Annotated in this window: 13 protein-coding genes; 8 read left to right on the plus strand and 5 right to left on the minus strand. The window is 36.6% G+C overall.

All coding sequences use genetic code 11. The features are described from left to right. Nucleotides 1–75 precede the first annotated feature (75 nt). Entirely contained in the window at nt 76–789 is a 714-nt protein-coding gene (locus tag ACFOOI_RS18980) for a LytR/AlgR family response regulator transcription factor (protein WP_379839655.1), read from the plus strand. Here ACFOOI_RS18980 and ACFOOI_RS18985 read toward each other — a convergent pair. Genes ACFOOI_RS18985 through tatA form a run of 3 tightly spaced genes read right to left on the minus strand, consistent with a single transcriptional unit; the run spans nt 782 to nt 2411 of the window. Further along, nucleotides 782–1441, minus strand: coding sequence for a pirin family protein (locus ACFOOI_RS18985; RefSeq protein WP_379839656.1), 660 nt, complete (start codon nt 1439–1441; stop codon nt 782–784). The two genes, ACFOOI_RS18980 and ACFOOI_RS18985, sit on opposite strands and share 8 nt — an antisense overlap. A gap of 29 nt (nt 1442–1470) precedes the next feature. Then, complete coding sequence (locus ACFOOI_RS18990) at nt 1471–2208, minus strand: dioxygenase family protein (protein ID WP_379839657.1); 738 nt, start codon at nt 2206–2208, stop codon at nt 1471–1473. 26 nt (nt 2209–2234) lie between these two features. After that, on the minus strand, nt 2235–2411 hold the full coding sequence (gene tatA, locus ACFOOI_RS18995; RefSeq protein WP_379839658.1) for a twin-arginine translocase TatA/TatE family subunit: 177 nt from the start codon (nt 2409–2411) through the stop codon (nt 2235–2237). A 262-nt stretch (nt 2412–2673) separates the two neighbouring features. Here tatA and ACFOOI_RS19000 point away from each other — a divergent pair, with 262 nt between their 5' ends. The 7 genes from ACFOOI_RS19000 to ACFOOI_RS19030 all read left to right on the plus strand — a co-directional run bounded on the left by ACFOOI_RS19000 (nt 2674) and on the right by ACFOOI_RS19030 (nt 9960). Beyond that, on the plus strand, nt 2674–3372 hold the full coding sequence (locus ACFOOI_RS19000; RefSeq protein WP_379839659.1) for a hypothetical protein: 699 nt from the start codon (nt 2674–2676) through the stop codon (nt 3370–3372). Between the two features lie 86 nt (nt 3373–3458). Continuing rightward, a complete protein-coding gene (locus ACFOOI_RS19005; RefSeq protein WP_379839660.1) occupies nt 3459–3974 on the plus strand; it encodes a hypothetical protein in 516 nt (171 codons plus the stop codon). A gap of 213 nt (nt 3975–4187) precedes the next feature. Further along, entirely contained in the window at nt 4188–5015 is an 828-nt protein-coding gene (locus ACFOOI_RS19010; RefSeq protein ID WP_379839661.1) for a sterol desaturase family protein, read from the plus strand. A 63-nt stretch (nt 5016–5078) separates the two neighbouring features. After that, complete coding sequence (locus tag ACFOOI_RS19015; RefSeq protein ID WP_379839662.1) at nt 5079–6143, plus strand: 3-oxoacyl-ACP synthase III family protein; 1065 nt, start codon at nt 5079–5081, stop codon at nt 6141–6143. A gap of 16 nt (nt 6144–6159) precedes the next feature. Beyond that, on the plus strand, nt 6160–7701 hold the full coding sequence (locus tag ACFOOI_RS19020; RefSeq protein WP_379839664.1) for a long-chain-fatty-acid--CoA ligase: 1542 nt from the start codon (nt 6160–6162) through the stop codon (nt 7699–7701). Nucleotides 7702–8199: 498 nt separating this feature from the next. Next, complete coding sequence (locus ACFOOI_RS19025; RefSeq protein ID WP_379839665.1) at nt 8200–8991, plus strand: hypothetical protein; 792 nt, start codon at nt 8200–8202, stop codon at nt 8989–8991. A 138-nt stretch (nt 8992–9129) separates the two neighbouring features. Continuing rightward, nucleotides 9130–9960 (plus strand): hypothetical protein, encoded by an 831-nt coding sequence (locus ACFOOI_RS19030; protein WP_379839666.1) that lies wholly within the window; start codon nt 9130–9132, stop codon nt 9958–9960. Nucleotides 9961–10028: 68 nt separating this feature from the next. On the opposite strand, the gene ACFOOI_RS19035 is transcribed toward ACFOOI_RS19030, so the two are convergent. Together ACFOOI_RS19035 and ACFOOI_RS19040 are read right to left on the minus strand one after the other, a co-directional pair. Next, nucleotides 10029–12494 (minus strand): outer membrane beta-barrel protein, encoded by a 2466-nt coding sequence (locus tag ACFOOI_RS19035; protein WP_379839667.1) that lies wholly within the window; start codon nt 12492–12494, stop codon nt 10029–10031. Nucleotides 12495–12851: 357 nt separating this feature from the next. Beyond that, nucleotides 12852–13811, minus strand: coding sequence for an ion channel (locus ACFOOI_RS19040; protein WP_379839668.1), 960 nt, complete (start codon nt 13809–13811; stop codon nt 12852–12854). Nucleotides 13812–14302: the final 491 nt, after the last annotated feature.

Genomic DNA, 14302 nt, shown 5'->3' on the forward strand with positions numbered 1-14302 from the left:
TGGCAGTCTTTGATGCATTCGGCGGCCGAAGGATTGTTTTTGTTCTTGTTTTTTGTGTTTTTTCAGCCATTTGATATGGCAGAGTGGCAAGATCCCAACAAAAACCTAAAGATTCTGGGGTTTGGTGCCGTCACTACATTTTGCACATTTGCAAGTAGAGTTATTTTCCCTGCACTTTTCCCTCGTTTTTTTGAAGAGAAAAATTGGGTGGTTTGGAAAGAAATACTCAATGTTTTATTTCTCCTCCTTTGTATTTCTATATGCAATATGCTTTATGGAAGTTTGATTTTGAAGTGGAACTTAAGTTTAAATAATCTACTTCTTTCGTTTTGGTATGTATTAGTAATGGCCTTCTTTCCTGTTGTATTTTGGGTGTTAGCAGACTATATCTATAAATTAAAGAAATACAGCAAACCCGTCGTTATTCACGAAAAAGTAGATGTTGAGTCAGACGAAAGCCTCGTTTTAGTTGCAGAAAATGGCAAAGATTTTTTAGAATTAAAAAACAAAGAGCTTTTATATATAGAATCAGCAGATAACTACTGCACTATTTTTTATTTGGTAGAAAAAGAAATAAAGAAGTTTTTGCTCAGGAGTAGTTTGACTAGGTTAGAAGGTCAAATAAAGGATCAAAATATTTTAAGAACGCATCGCTCGTATATCGCAAACCTTAGCCACACCGAAAGCGTCAGTGGCAATGCACAAGGTTATTTTCTGCATTTAAAACAGAATGGAATAGTAGTGCCTGTGGCTCGGAAGTATTCGGTGATAGTGGAAAATCTCAAATAATAACATTTTCTTTAAAAAAAATAAGAATACTGTTTTCTTCTATTGATTCAATCTCTAAAGTCGAAGTATTGGTTATAGTGAGACCCTCATTTTTTTGGATCAGTCTACCTTCTATTTCAAAAGCACCCCAAATGCAATAAATAAAGGTATTTTTTTGCGTTTCAAATCCAAGTTTTTTCTCATCCCTATTCGATAATTTATAAATCCAAATTTCTGAATTCAAGTCTGAAAAAAGCCTATGAAAATTAGATTCCATAAAGTTGAATTTTTTGAGATCTTCATGGACCTTTAATTGGGTTGCAAGTATCAGTATTAAGACATCTACCTTTTGGTTGATTAGTGGGTTCGATATGCAAAATGACCTAGAGCGATTTTTTAAAGTATAAACCTCTCCAGCGGTAATGTAAGCTGTGTTTTGATTGGTTATTTCTATTGCACCTGTTATTGGAATAAGTAGTAATATTTCACTTTCTGCCAATAAAAATTTAAAATCCTGTTTGTGCTCCAAAAATATATGGTAAAACGTATTTAAATAATCGGTCAAGCATTCTTTGTCTAATTCAGAGTTCACATTAGAATATACTAATCTTGAGCTTGTTCCAATTTGAGTCTGATTTTTTTCAAAAAAGAAAGCCCCGTTTTTCCGAACCATATAAAGCAGTTTAACTAGTTATAAAGGTTTTAAGCCGACACTACAATATTGTGAGTTAAAACATATCCCTCAGAAACGCTTCCTGTTAAAGTGCCCATTTCGTTTGCAAATCCATCTCTAAATACATTATCAATTTCGTTTGTAGTGTCTTGTATGCCCTTTGATTTGTAGTCGCTAGCGGTAGTATAAACGGTGTCACAAATTGATTTTGGAAAGGCAATTTGAGTTACCAATAGCGATTTCCCTCCTGAAGTATATACATGAACATGAATGTGTGGAGCTCTGCCGCTGTACCATCCTGGAAAAATACTCTCAAAAGTACTTAGGCCGTTAGAGTCTGTGGTTTGTCTTCCTCTTAACCAATGCACGTTGGTATTGTTTGCAGCTTGTAATCCAGTGCCACCATATTCAGAATATTCACCTTTTGCGTCACAATGCCATACATCAACTAACACATTAGGTAAGTTTCCGCAACTTGTGTTTATGTTTTTTATATTGATCTTTAAAGTTAAAGGAATTCCCAGTCTATCTCCTTTTATATTATTCATTACCAAAGAAGCCGCATCTTTAATTGGAAAAGGGCCTGCTGTTTCAGCATTGGTTACTGAGCAATCTCCCGGCGAAGTTCCATTGGTTGAACCTATATTTGTAGAATCTGTCTGATTGTCTGTGCTAACAGTTTTACTCTCGCAAGCATTTAAAACTGGCAAGATTGAAAACATTCCAAAGCTGGTTATACTCTTTTTTAAAAATTCTTTACGATCCATTCTTGCTTATTTTGAGACTTTCTAGTCTACTTAGTTATTTGTTTTTCTTCTTCTTTTACTTCGGTCACTTCTTTCATGCCATCTTTAAATTCCTTTATGCCTTTGCCCAATCCTCTGGCAAGGTCTGGAAGTTTTTTTGCTCCGAAAAAAAATAACACTACAAATACAATTAAGAATATTTCAGTACCGCCCAAGTTTCCCATTTTATTAAATATGTTTTTATACTAAATAGACGCTAAAATTACTTGGTTTGTTGCTTAGACCATGCGTTTTTTCTAAATATTTATGAGAAGTTATAATTACTGAATTGTCGCTTAAAAGTGTTTTCTGCTTTGTCAAACATCCCAAAGGCTTACTTTTAATCCCAAATTCTTGTCATTTCTCCCAAAGGCTTGGTGTTTATCCCTTCAGTTTGCAGCTGAGTTTTTAGGGTTATAGTTTTGGTTATCAAAAAATACAAAACAAATGGAAAATTTACTTTACAAATCAGGAATCGCTCTTCATGTAATCGCAGGTTTTTTATCATTAGTATCCGGTATGGTGGCAATGTCATACGGCAAAAAAGGCGGCAAAGTTCATAATGTTTCTGGTATTATTTTTTACTGGTCTATGGTAGTTATCTTCGTGACCACGTTATTGTTTTTTATACTTAATCCTACTTTATTAAAATATCAGTTTTTCCTTACTATCGGTATCGTGAGTTTTTATCCAACTTGGTCAGGCAAGCGAATGTTAAAAATGAAAAAAGGGCTCGTGCCCACTTGGTATGACATTACAGCCGCATTTTTGGTAGGTATTTCGGGCCTTATAATGTTGGTTTATGGCAATGTGCTTTTGTTTAAACTTAGCATTGACTCTCCTTTGGTTTACTTGTTTTTTGTGTTTGGAATAGTAAGCATCCTTAATTCCTTCGGCGACTTAAGGTTCTATCTGAAATTCAAAGAAGAGCTTAAAATGCATTGGTTTTTTGCTCATGGAGGCAAAATGATCGGTGCATATTCTGCCGCACTTACGGCTTTTTGTGTAAATATTGTACCGAGGTTTTTACCAGAAAACTTCCCTGCCCTAGGCAATATGATACTTTGGACTGGGCCAAGTGTTATTTTTGCTATTGTTTCGGTTAAAGTTTTGAGGAAATATAGGGTAAAGTTTAAAATTATTTAATATTGGTAAATCAAAAAATAATATTTGAATAATTATATTTTATTGGTAATATTCTTATATTTGCATCATAATAATATGCAGGTAAGATGAAGGGTTTTATAGGAATGATTTTGGGGCTTGTTTTTTTGAGTAGTTGCTCGAAAACCTCATTTAATCAGTTTGTTACATCAGACAAGACATTTGAGAAGCCAAGCCTAGAAACCTTTAATGTAGTTTTGGCTCAAAACCAAAATGACCAAATAAAGGAATTGCTCGTAAATTCACTCATAAGCAAAGGGGGGATTTTAGACAATCAAAGACCTGACTATTTGGTGTTTTACAAAATTTACGATTCTAAAGTTGCACTAAAAGACTTAGAGACTTTTTATGATGGAAATGTAGAGCAAATAAGAGCCACAAGAAAAGTCACAAAAGGGAAGTCGTTTTTGATTCAGATTATGGATGCTAAAACCAATAAGACTTTTTACAGGTCTATAATAACTGGATTGCCAAATTCGCTGAGCAGCACGCAGTTTGCTCACATTACCGAAAAATCATTTAAGGATTTCCATATAATGAACCAAGGGGTTTTCACAAACTCGGTGAGTTATAGCATTAAATAATTTCATGTTTTGTATTTTTTGAAGACTTGAAAGACAGACGCAATTGTGTCTGTTTTTTTTATTAAAACTACTTCTTATGTAATGTTATGTCCTAATAATTAAGAAAAATAGAATAAAACAGTTTCAATCAATACTGCGTTATTGTTAGAAAATTACAAGAAAATATTAAAAATATCTTGTATTATTGTACATCAACATAAAAACTATAAACCTGTGGAAAATATCATTAATTATTTTGCGACTATTCCGAGTTCGCACCGCTCTATTCTATTAATAGGAGGTATTACTTTTTTTTGGCTCATAGAAAACGCCGCTCCCTTATTTAAATTTAAATACCAAAAAGGTAAGCATGCCGTAACTAATATTTTCTTTACCATTACCAGTATTTTGGTCAACCTGCCTTTGGCGTTTATTTTGGTTCGGTCATCAGACTGGGCCATCGAAAATCATTTTGGAATAATCAACTGGCTCCCCGAAATGCCAATTTTGGTTTATACCATTTTGGGACTCATGGTTTTAGATTTAATTGGAGCCTATTTTATTCATTGGCTCGAGCATCAGGTAAAATGGATGTGGATGTTCCACCTAATACACCATTCAGACCTACATGTAGACACCACTTCGGCCAATAGGCATCACCCGGGTGAAAGCGTTTTTAGGTTTATTTTTACCACTATCGCTGTGGTTATTACGGGTGCACCTATGTGGATGGTTTTTATGTACCAATCTATTTCGGTAGTGCTTTCGCAGTTTAATCATGCTAATATTTCGCTGCCAAAAACATTAAACTCGGTGCTGAGTTATTTTATAGTGACACCCAATATGCACCATGTACATCACCATTATACCCAACCGTACACCGACTCCAACTACGGCAATATATTCGCAGTTTGGGATAGGCTGTTTGGGACCTACCGAGAATTAGATGGAGATAAAATAAAATACGGAATAGATACTTATATGGACCCTGCTGAAAATGAGCACATTGGGCCAATGCTCAAAATTCCGTTTCAAGCATATAGGCCTCCAATTAATAACTAAAGGCCTTATTTGCTACTTTTGCACAAAAAATACACTGTTGATTTATAAACTAAAAATAAAAATTTGAAAACGATAATTAAAGCCACTGGCACCAAACTACCCGAAAGGAGAATAAAGAATGATTATTTTCTCAATAATATCTTTATGGATGAAAACGGCGTGCCAAATCCTAAGCCTACCGAGGAAATAATAGCCAAGCTAGAGCAAATAACGGGTATAAAAGAGCGTGGTTATATCGCTGAAACGGGAGATTCTGTGCCTCTTATGGCTGACGCTTCAGAGGCAGCTATAGCAGATTGGGGACAAGACCGAAACTTAATTGACGGCATAATAGTGGCTCACAATGCAGGAAATATGCTTGAAGGTCGTGACGGTTTTCACACGGTGCCAAATATGGCGGCTTTGTTAAAACATAAACTAAAAATAGAGAATCACGAGTGCTTTGCTTACGATATGCTATTCGGCTGCCCGGGCTGGCTTCAGGGAATCATACAGGCACATCAGGCCATACAAATGGGTGATGCCAAAAACGTTTTGGTGGTGGGCATTGAAGTAGCTTCGCGTTTGCTGGATCCGCATGACCTTGACTCTATGATTTTGGCAGATGGCTGTGGTGCTGCCATAGTTCAAGCAGGCTCTGATGACCAAAAAGGCATCATTTCTTACGCAACCTACTCGCATGCACAAGAAGACCTCGGGTGTATTTATCTTGACAAATCATATAACAAAGAGATTACGGCTCCTACCTTATTTAAAATGAATGGAAAAGACGTTTATAAATATGCGACAGTTTGGGTGCCAAAAGTTATCAAAAATGCTCTAGATAAAGCCGGAATGGACGCTTCGGATATCGACATGTTTTTGTTTCACCAAGCAAACGGAAAAATGCTACATGCTTTTGCAAATAATTTGGCCCAAATGTACGGCATTGAAGGTTTGAGTTTTGAAGGTAAAATTCCGACTACGATAGAGTTTACAGGAAATACTTCGGTGGCCACCATACCCACTATGTTAGATTTAATACTAAAAGGAGAATTAGAAGGTTATACCATTAAGCCAGGCGACAAAGTGGTTTTTGCATCAGTTGGTGCCGGAATGCACTGTAATGCCATGGTTTATCAATTTTAAAATATAAAAAAACATTATGCTCAATTTATCAATACTGCTTGACCAAGCTGCAAAGCGTACGCCTGCTGCCAAGGCCATGACTTTTATGGATACTACGCTATCCTATGCCCAACTAAACGGAGCGGCTAACCAGGTGGCCAATGGATTGGTAAATAAAGGAATAAAAAAAGGCGATAAAGTAGCCCTTAGCTGTCTCAATGTGCCGTATTTTCCTATCATATATTTCGGTATCTTAAAAGCCGGAGCGACGGTGGTTCCTTTGAGTGTGTTGTTAAAAGAAGACGAAATCGCATATCATTTGTCAGATAGTGAAGCAAAAGCGTACTTGTGTTTTATAGGTACGCCAGATTTGCCAATGGCCAAAATGGGAATTGCAGGTTTTAACCAAGCCAACTCTTGTGAGCAGTTTTATACCATTACTGCACAGCCCACAGACCCAAGTCCGTTTGAAGGGCATGGTACTTTAGGTAGCCTAATGCAGGGGCAGTCACCGGTTTTTGAATCTGTGGCTACTTCGTCAGAAGACACCGCCGTGATTATTTATACCTCGGGTACCACAGGAAGACCCAAGGGTGCGGAGTTAACGCATATAAATTTGTTTTCGAATGCAGTGGCCACAGCTGAGCTTTTTGAGTACTCTGAAAAAGATACCAACCTGATCGTATTGCCACTGTTTCATATTTTTGCCATGACTTGTATGATGAACTCGGCAGTTTATAAGTCGGTTCATTGTGTGTTGTTGCCCAAGTTTGACGCTCAGGCCGTTTTTGGGTTAATGCAAAAGCATAAAGTGACAGTTTTTGGTGGTGTTCCTACCATGTATTGGGGTTTGGTAAACTACGCCGGAGAAGAGTTTGATTATGCCGAGATAGCTAAAAATCTCAGGAAGACGATTTCGGGCGGTGCGTCATTGCCGGTTCAGGTATTAGAAGATTTCAAAACTCGCTTTGGAGTAGATATACTCGAAGGTTACGGCATGTCAGAGGGCTCGCCAGTGGTGACTTTCAATCAGGAAAAAGTAGGCTGCAAGCCGGGCTCTATAGGTACGCCTATGTGGGGTGTAGATGTAAAACTGGTGGATGCTGAAGGAAACGAAGTGCCACAAGCCCAAAAGGGCGAACTGATTTACCGAGGGCCAAATGTAATGAAGGGTTATTTCAATAAACCTGAGGCAAATGCAGAAACGCTGAAAGATGGATGGCTATATTCGGGTGATGTGGCGGTGCAAGATGAGGACGGATTCTATTTTATAGTAGACCGAACCAAAGACATGATTATAAGAGGAGGCTTAAATGTGTACCCGCGAGAGATAGAAGAAGTCATGATGCAGCATCCGGCGGTTTCGTTGGTAGCAGTTATAGGTGTGCCTGACAATGAGCGAGGAGAGGAGATAAAAGCATTCGTGGTTTTAAAACCTGAGCAGACCATAAGCGAAGAAGATTTAAGGGAATGGACTAAAAGCAAAATAGCAGCATACAAGTATCCGAGGATTATCAGTTTTATAGCTGCATTGCCCATGAGTGCTACAGGTAAAATATTAAAGAAAGAACTTCGATAAGGCAGAAAGAGATTGTGAGAAAAAGTATATAAAAGCGGGGCTTCGGTCTCGCTTTTTTTATGTCTAATATTTCATTTTCCATATTTTGGAATGATTTTCCAGAATATGCTTTTTGGAATTTTTGCAACAAATCTAAGTTTTTTATTACATGTGACTAAGAGCCTTATTTTTTTGGTTTTGGTAAAAAAGCCGCGAAATACGCTTTTTTTTATTACAAATCATATTTTTTAAAGCTTTAGTTATCAAGCGGTAGCACAAGATTAGAATTTCATTTTTTGGTCAAATTTCCTTCTCCATATTGATTTTTTGGTACGGTTTTTTCCTGATATAAATGTTCGGCTAAACACAACATATATACACCCATTTGGTACCGCTCAATAATTTTTCGCACTACATTTTTTCCAAATGACACCGCTTACTAATTAAACCTCCCAAACCTCACTTTTAGGTACACTAATTGAAATACTTAAGGCAAATGCAATTATAAATTTTACGATTATGAAGCCTTACAGTACATTAACATTGAAAAACTTAATTAGAAAATCAGCAGCTATCCTGTTCGTTTTGTCTATCATTAATGTTCAAGCACATGCTGGCGAATTTACATCTGCTGTAGCAAAAAGTCAGATAGCAGCTGTAGATGTTGCCATCACTAAAACTACTTCGGCTATTCGTCAAATGAAGTTTGGCGAGGTTATAACATTTACAGTTAAGGTCTTTAGACAAGACAAACAATTTTCTTCGGTTAATATCGAGGTGAGAGACAGTATTTCTTCTAATTTTCAATTAGTTTCGGCTACACCTTCTCAAGGTACTTTCCAAAACGGACTTTGGACGGGAATATCGATAACAAACAGTGATACTGCTACTTTAGAACTTGCATTACGAGTAAATACAATGGAGGGCGGATATCAACAAATACCAGCTTGGGTAAGTTACATGTCTGCACCAGACGTTGATTCGTCGCCTTATGACGATTCAGTTACGGAAGACGACTACGCAAACACCAACATAATGTTGGCAGCGAGTATTTGTACAAGCAAAAAAACAACCAAAGAACTAACTGCTCCAGAAGGATACACGACCTACCAATGGCAAAAAAATGGTGTAAATATAGAAGGAGCTACGAGCAATACATACACGGTAGATGCCATCGGTACCTATCAAGTATTGATAGACAATAGATATAACATAGACACAGGCTGCTGCTCAATGGTAGTAGAAGACTACTGCGAAACGCAAGTGGCGTATAACATTCCGTTTTCGGTTAAAAAAGTTAGCAAGTTATAGTTTAGGTGAGATTGAAGGTAAAGGGGAAGCCAATGGTTTTCCCTTTTTTTGTTTTTAAAGTAAAATGAAAATGTTTTTCCTAAATTTAAATTAAAATTATTCGTTTTTACAAAACAGCTTTTAAAACATACTTAAACAATGAAACACACTTATATAAAAAGATACATTTGGCTGGTTTTTGTACTAAGTTTAACCCTGTTATTAGAAAATGATTTTTATTTGAAGGCCCGATTTAATAATTCTATAACGGGAAAACTCTCAGATTTAGTAGGTCTTATTTTATTCCCATGGTTTTGGAGTTTGGTTTTTAAATCAAATGTTAAGTCAATTTACATCTTTACGTTTCTCTTTTTTATTTTTTGGAAAACAGAAGCATCTACTCTTTTTATAAACACGCTCTTTACCAATACTGGCATTGGGTTTGGTAGAGTGATAGACTATTCAGATTTATGGACATTATTGGTTTTGCCTATCTCTTACAGGTTTTATAGCATCACCAAAGATCAATTAATTTTGTTTAATAGGCCATTTAAGTCTTTTGTTTCTACTGTTTGTATATTCTCTTTTTTTGCTACGAGTCAACCAAAAGTTTATATTGAACCCAACTGGGATTTTGATAAAGACTATGGTTTGCCATTTTCTAAAAAGGAACTGTTGACAAACAGAATGAGCTATCAGTATGGTCAAGCAGTAGATTCTACAGTTTTAAGATTTGAGAAAATCATAATAAATAGTTCATCTAGCGGCTCTTATTATTTCACAACTACCGCAAACCTCAAAGAAATAGATTCTACTTCGTGTGTACTGACTTTAACCAAACTTACAAACTATACAGTAGTGGGTGTTAGTAAAAAGAAAAAGGCGGAATTAAGCAAAGGAGAGTTTTTGAAGGAATTTGATCTTGTGATTAAAAATATCATAGACAATCCTACCCCAAATGGAGTAGAATATTCCGCGTATAAAAATTGATATGAAGCACAAAAAAACACTCTCCAAACGGAAAGTGTCTTTATACGTAAATTATATATTATTCAAAATTAACCCCTATTGCCTCCTGCTCTGTTTTTAAGGTCGTCTGTGGCGGTGCTTCTTCTTCTTGCACTTTTCACGTTTTGGTTTCCAAAGTTGTAGGTATACGTAAGCGATACTCTACGGCTGGCCCAACGGTTGCTTACCTTTAAGTCTATGTTTTGATAGTCGATTTTTCCATTAAAAAACGAGGTAAGGAAAATGTCGTTTGCACTCAATTTAAGTTTCGAAGACTTGTTAAGTTTCTTCTGGATTCCTGCATTTACGGCATATTGAGGCTTAGTTTGTTTTATGATTCCAAAAATATTGGGCGAGTTATACCACATGCTTAACTCCGCAGACCAGTCTTTTTTGAAAGTGAAAGTATTTCCTGTATAAAAATTGTAGGCTACTTGACCTAAGTCTAACACGCCGCCGCTCACGTTGTTGTCACGGTATCTGGTGTAGTATACACTCATGTTGTTATTCATCATCCACCATTTTCTCACAGGTATCGGAAACGATAAGTTAGCTGAGTAGTTCTCTACTTTTTGTAGGTTGGTAGTCGTCTGAAACGTCTTTCTCGTGATATCTTCTTGCTCTATAATATCAAACATGTTGTCTCTCGTATGAGCATACCCAAGCGAAAGCGAAACCGCGTCTTTGTAGGTATACGTAAACTCCAAGTTATCGGTAAATTCAGGTGTCAAAAACTCGTTTCCTTTTTGAAATGTAAATGGGTCTAAGAAAAATATGAACGGATTAAGCTGCTGATAGTTAGGTCTTCCTATTCTACGGCTGTAGCTATAACGGGTAGCATGTTTTTCTCCAATTTTTTGATTAATAAACAAAGTAGGGAATAAGCTCAAATACTCTCTCGGCACTACTTTGTTTAGCGTAAGCGAATTACCTTCAGACTTGGTATATTCTGCTCTTAGGCCAGTTTGGATGCCTACTTTTTTAAATTGTTTTCCGTAGTTTATGTAAGCTGCGTTTACAAACTCTTTGTAAATGAAGTGATTGGTTTTGCCGGCATCATTTACCCATTGGTTATCTGTCAATTGTTCAAACGTGAAATCATTGTCAGTTTTTACAAAACTACTTTTGGCACCAAAGTCTATTTTAGCTTTGCTTTTGGTAGGTATGCTAAAGTCAGTTTTTATGGCAAATATGTCAATGATAGTTGAAATAGGGTTTCGCTGAATAAGTGAGCTCGTTTGAACTTGGTTAGCATCATAAAACCTGTTGTCGAAGTTTTGATTACCGCTGTTGTTAAACCCACTGTAGTCAAGGTCAACGGTCATTTCTTTTCCGTTTTCGTCAAAATTATGCTTTAAGTTAAAGTTTGTCGTAATGTTAAATTCAGAATTAGTAGAATTTGAAGTCGGAATTAATGAACTGGCTGTTCGGGTACCATTTTGTATTTCTACAATATTTGTAAGGCCTGTACTGTTGCCTTTTCCATCCCATTTGTTTACATCTATCATGGCACCAAGTGTGGTTTTTTTGCTTAAAAAGTAATCAGCACCCACTTTACCATTCAAATATCCGCCACTACCCAATCTTTGCGACACTTGGTCAAATTCCGATCGCAGGCTTTCATAGTTGGTTGATCTAACCAAGTTATTGTCGTTGTACCATTTGTTTCTGCCTGGGTTTATATTTCCATAAATATTCCACTTTTCGGTTCTGTGGTTAAGGCTTAAGTTAGTCGAAAGTCTCGTGATGTCGTTTGGTGCATTGGGCAGAAAAGTATTTCCGGCTGAGAGCGTCAATGTTCCGTTTGTACCAAAGTTTTGGTTCTTTTTAAGTTTGATATTGATTATTCCCGAGTTTCCTTGTGCGTCATATTTAGACGATGGGTTAGTGATTATCTCAATAGAAACCACCTGCTCACTGTTTAGGTTATTTAAAAACTGAATCAAAGCCTCGTTAGAAAGGTAATTTCTCCTGCCGTCAATCATAACGGTTACCCCCGTTTTGTTTTTTAGTTTCAAGGCGTTGTTCTGTCTGTCCACCACCACACCGGGTGATTTCTCCAAAATCTCAAGCAATGTGCTACCAGAAGCCACTATGCTATTTTCTACATTGACCACAGTTTTGTCTATTTGCTGCTCTATAAATGGCTTTTTTGCTACCACTTGTAGCTCCGCAAGAGCGTTTTCTGCTACTTGAAGTTTAAGCGGCTGAAATGCAAAGCTCGGGTTTTGGGAATTGATAACAAACTTGGGTGTAATCAAGTCTTGGTAACCCACCATGCTTATTTTCAGGTAATAGGCATTGTCTTTCGAAGGCTCCAAAACGAAGTTTCCCTCTATGTCAGAGGTGACGGCTTTTGCAAGCGAACTGTCTGCTGCTGTGTATAATAGCACATTTACAAACGGCAGTATCTCAGATTTTTCGTCGAGAATAGTACCCGTAACTTTCCGGTTGGTTTGGGCAAAGGAATTCATGGTTGCCCCGATAAGGCAAATTAATAGTAATAACTTTTTCATGTGTTGTTTTTTAAATGTGCCCCGCATTTTTCAGCGGGGCGAGTAATAGCTCTTTTAATTTTGATTCAAAGCTAATAGTATTATGCATAACAAGGTAATGTATTATACACAAGTGGTTATTATTTAGGTTTGAATGGCTTTCATGACTTTTATTAATTTTCAATGACTTAGAAATCTTTCAATTTTAAGTATTTGGCTTGGTAAACAACCCTAAAAGGTGTTCGCTCAAATAGATGTCGCAATCAATTAGAAGGTTGCATCTTATTCAATAAAAATTCTAATAAAAGAAAAAAACATACAGAAATGTATGATAATGAGGGTGTTATTGTGTGGAGGTTTTGTGATTTAAATTGAAAATCAAGAATTGAGCTCTGCTTTTATGGTTTTTCCTACTTTATTTAGGTCTATCACGTAGGTGTTGTCTACTGGAGAAAGTATGTTGTCAAATTTGTGGCCCCAAAGTATTTCTTCGTACAAATATGAGCGGCGAGTATGCACTTTGTCGGCTTGAGTATCATCTGTACCTTCCAAAGAGATCAATATTTCGGCGTCTGCTTCTGCCAATGACTCTGCCGTTTCGTTGAATAAAATACTACTTTCGGTTATCGGATGTACCACGGTCCAGGCCATCGCAAAAAACTTCACTTGTTTTCTTTCAAGTTCTAGGTTGTAGTATTTTCGTTTTATTTCGCCATTGTCAAGTTCATTTCTTGAAAAAATCACGCTGACTTCTACGTTTATCAGTTGGTTGTTTTTTTCGTTTACCATTCTAAACATCAGGCCGTTTATGTTTAGGTATGGAGCCACTACCGCATTTTCAGAAAAAACGACTTTCGGGTTTGGTCTAGAGAACCTACCATAGAGCAAGCCAGTCATTATTGAGAATATCAAAAGGCCAATCATGGCCTCAAACGCCGCGATGCTGCTAGTTAAGAAACCGCTTGGACTTACATGGCCGTAGCCCACTGTGGTGAGGGTTTGGCTACTGAAAAAAAACGCCTCACCAAAGGCCGTGAGGGAGTTTTCGGAGGTTATGCCTTTTAGGTTTTCAGTTCCTACAAAATAATAAACACTCGCAAAAATGAAGTTTATAGACAAGTAAAATGCCATGATATAAGCAAAAAACTTGGGCCAAGACATCAAAATTAGTTTGTTGTAAACATTGACCCTGGCACTAAAACTTTGGCCGAGTTTTTTGACATTAAACTCCCCGTTGGCTTTAATTATTCGGGCTTGGCGACTGGTTACGTTGGTTCCAAAACCCAAATCTTGCCTTTCTTTTTCTTTATCTACGAGGGAGTTTTTTTTGATAGCCATAGGTTTATTTGCAATTTGACTGATAACAATCCAAACCTAGTTTTAAGTTTATTTTAAATGTTTTTTTTTACTGGTGTCAGACTAAAGTATATTCTAGAAACAAATTGGCCTCGAATTACCATTCATGCTACTTTTTTGTCTTAAGTGAAAATGACACCTTACTTACTTTGTGTCGGCTGCCGCCTAGGCCTTCATTTTTTTTCAAAAAAAAACGAAGCAAAAAAAACAGCACCCAGCAAACTCACGCACTCAAAATTCTTTTAATCAGTAGTTTATATTAGGAATGTTTTCGAAAAAGAATTTTGATTGCGTTCAAACAGTGCTGGCTGTTACAATGAACAAAAAATATTTATTTTTATTCGGATACCAGTAGTTTTTTTTCTCATTTTAGTCAAATAATAATAAGGGTTCATAGGGTGTATTTGCCTGCTTATCTACTCATTTGTATGAAACATATTATATTTTGGTTTTAGAATTTCGAAAAAACTATA

Origin of the sequence: Lacihabitans lacunae, assembly GCF_042649125.1 — a bacterium.
GTDB lineage: Bacteria > Bacteroidota > Bacteroidia > Cytophagales > Spirosomataceae > Leadbetterella > Leadbetterella lacunae.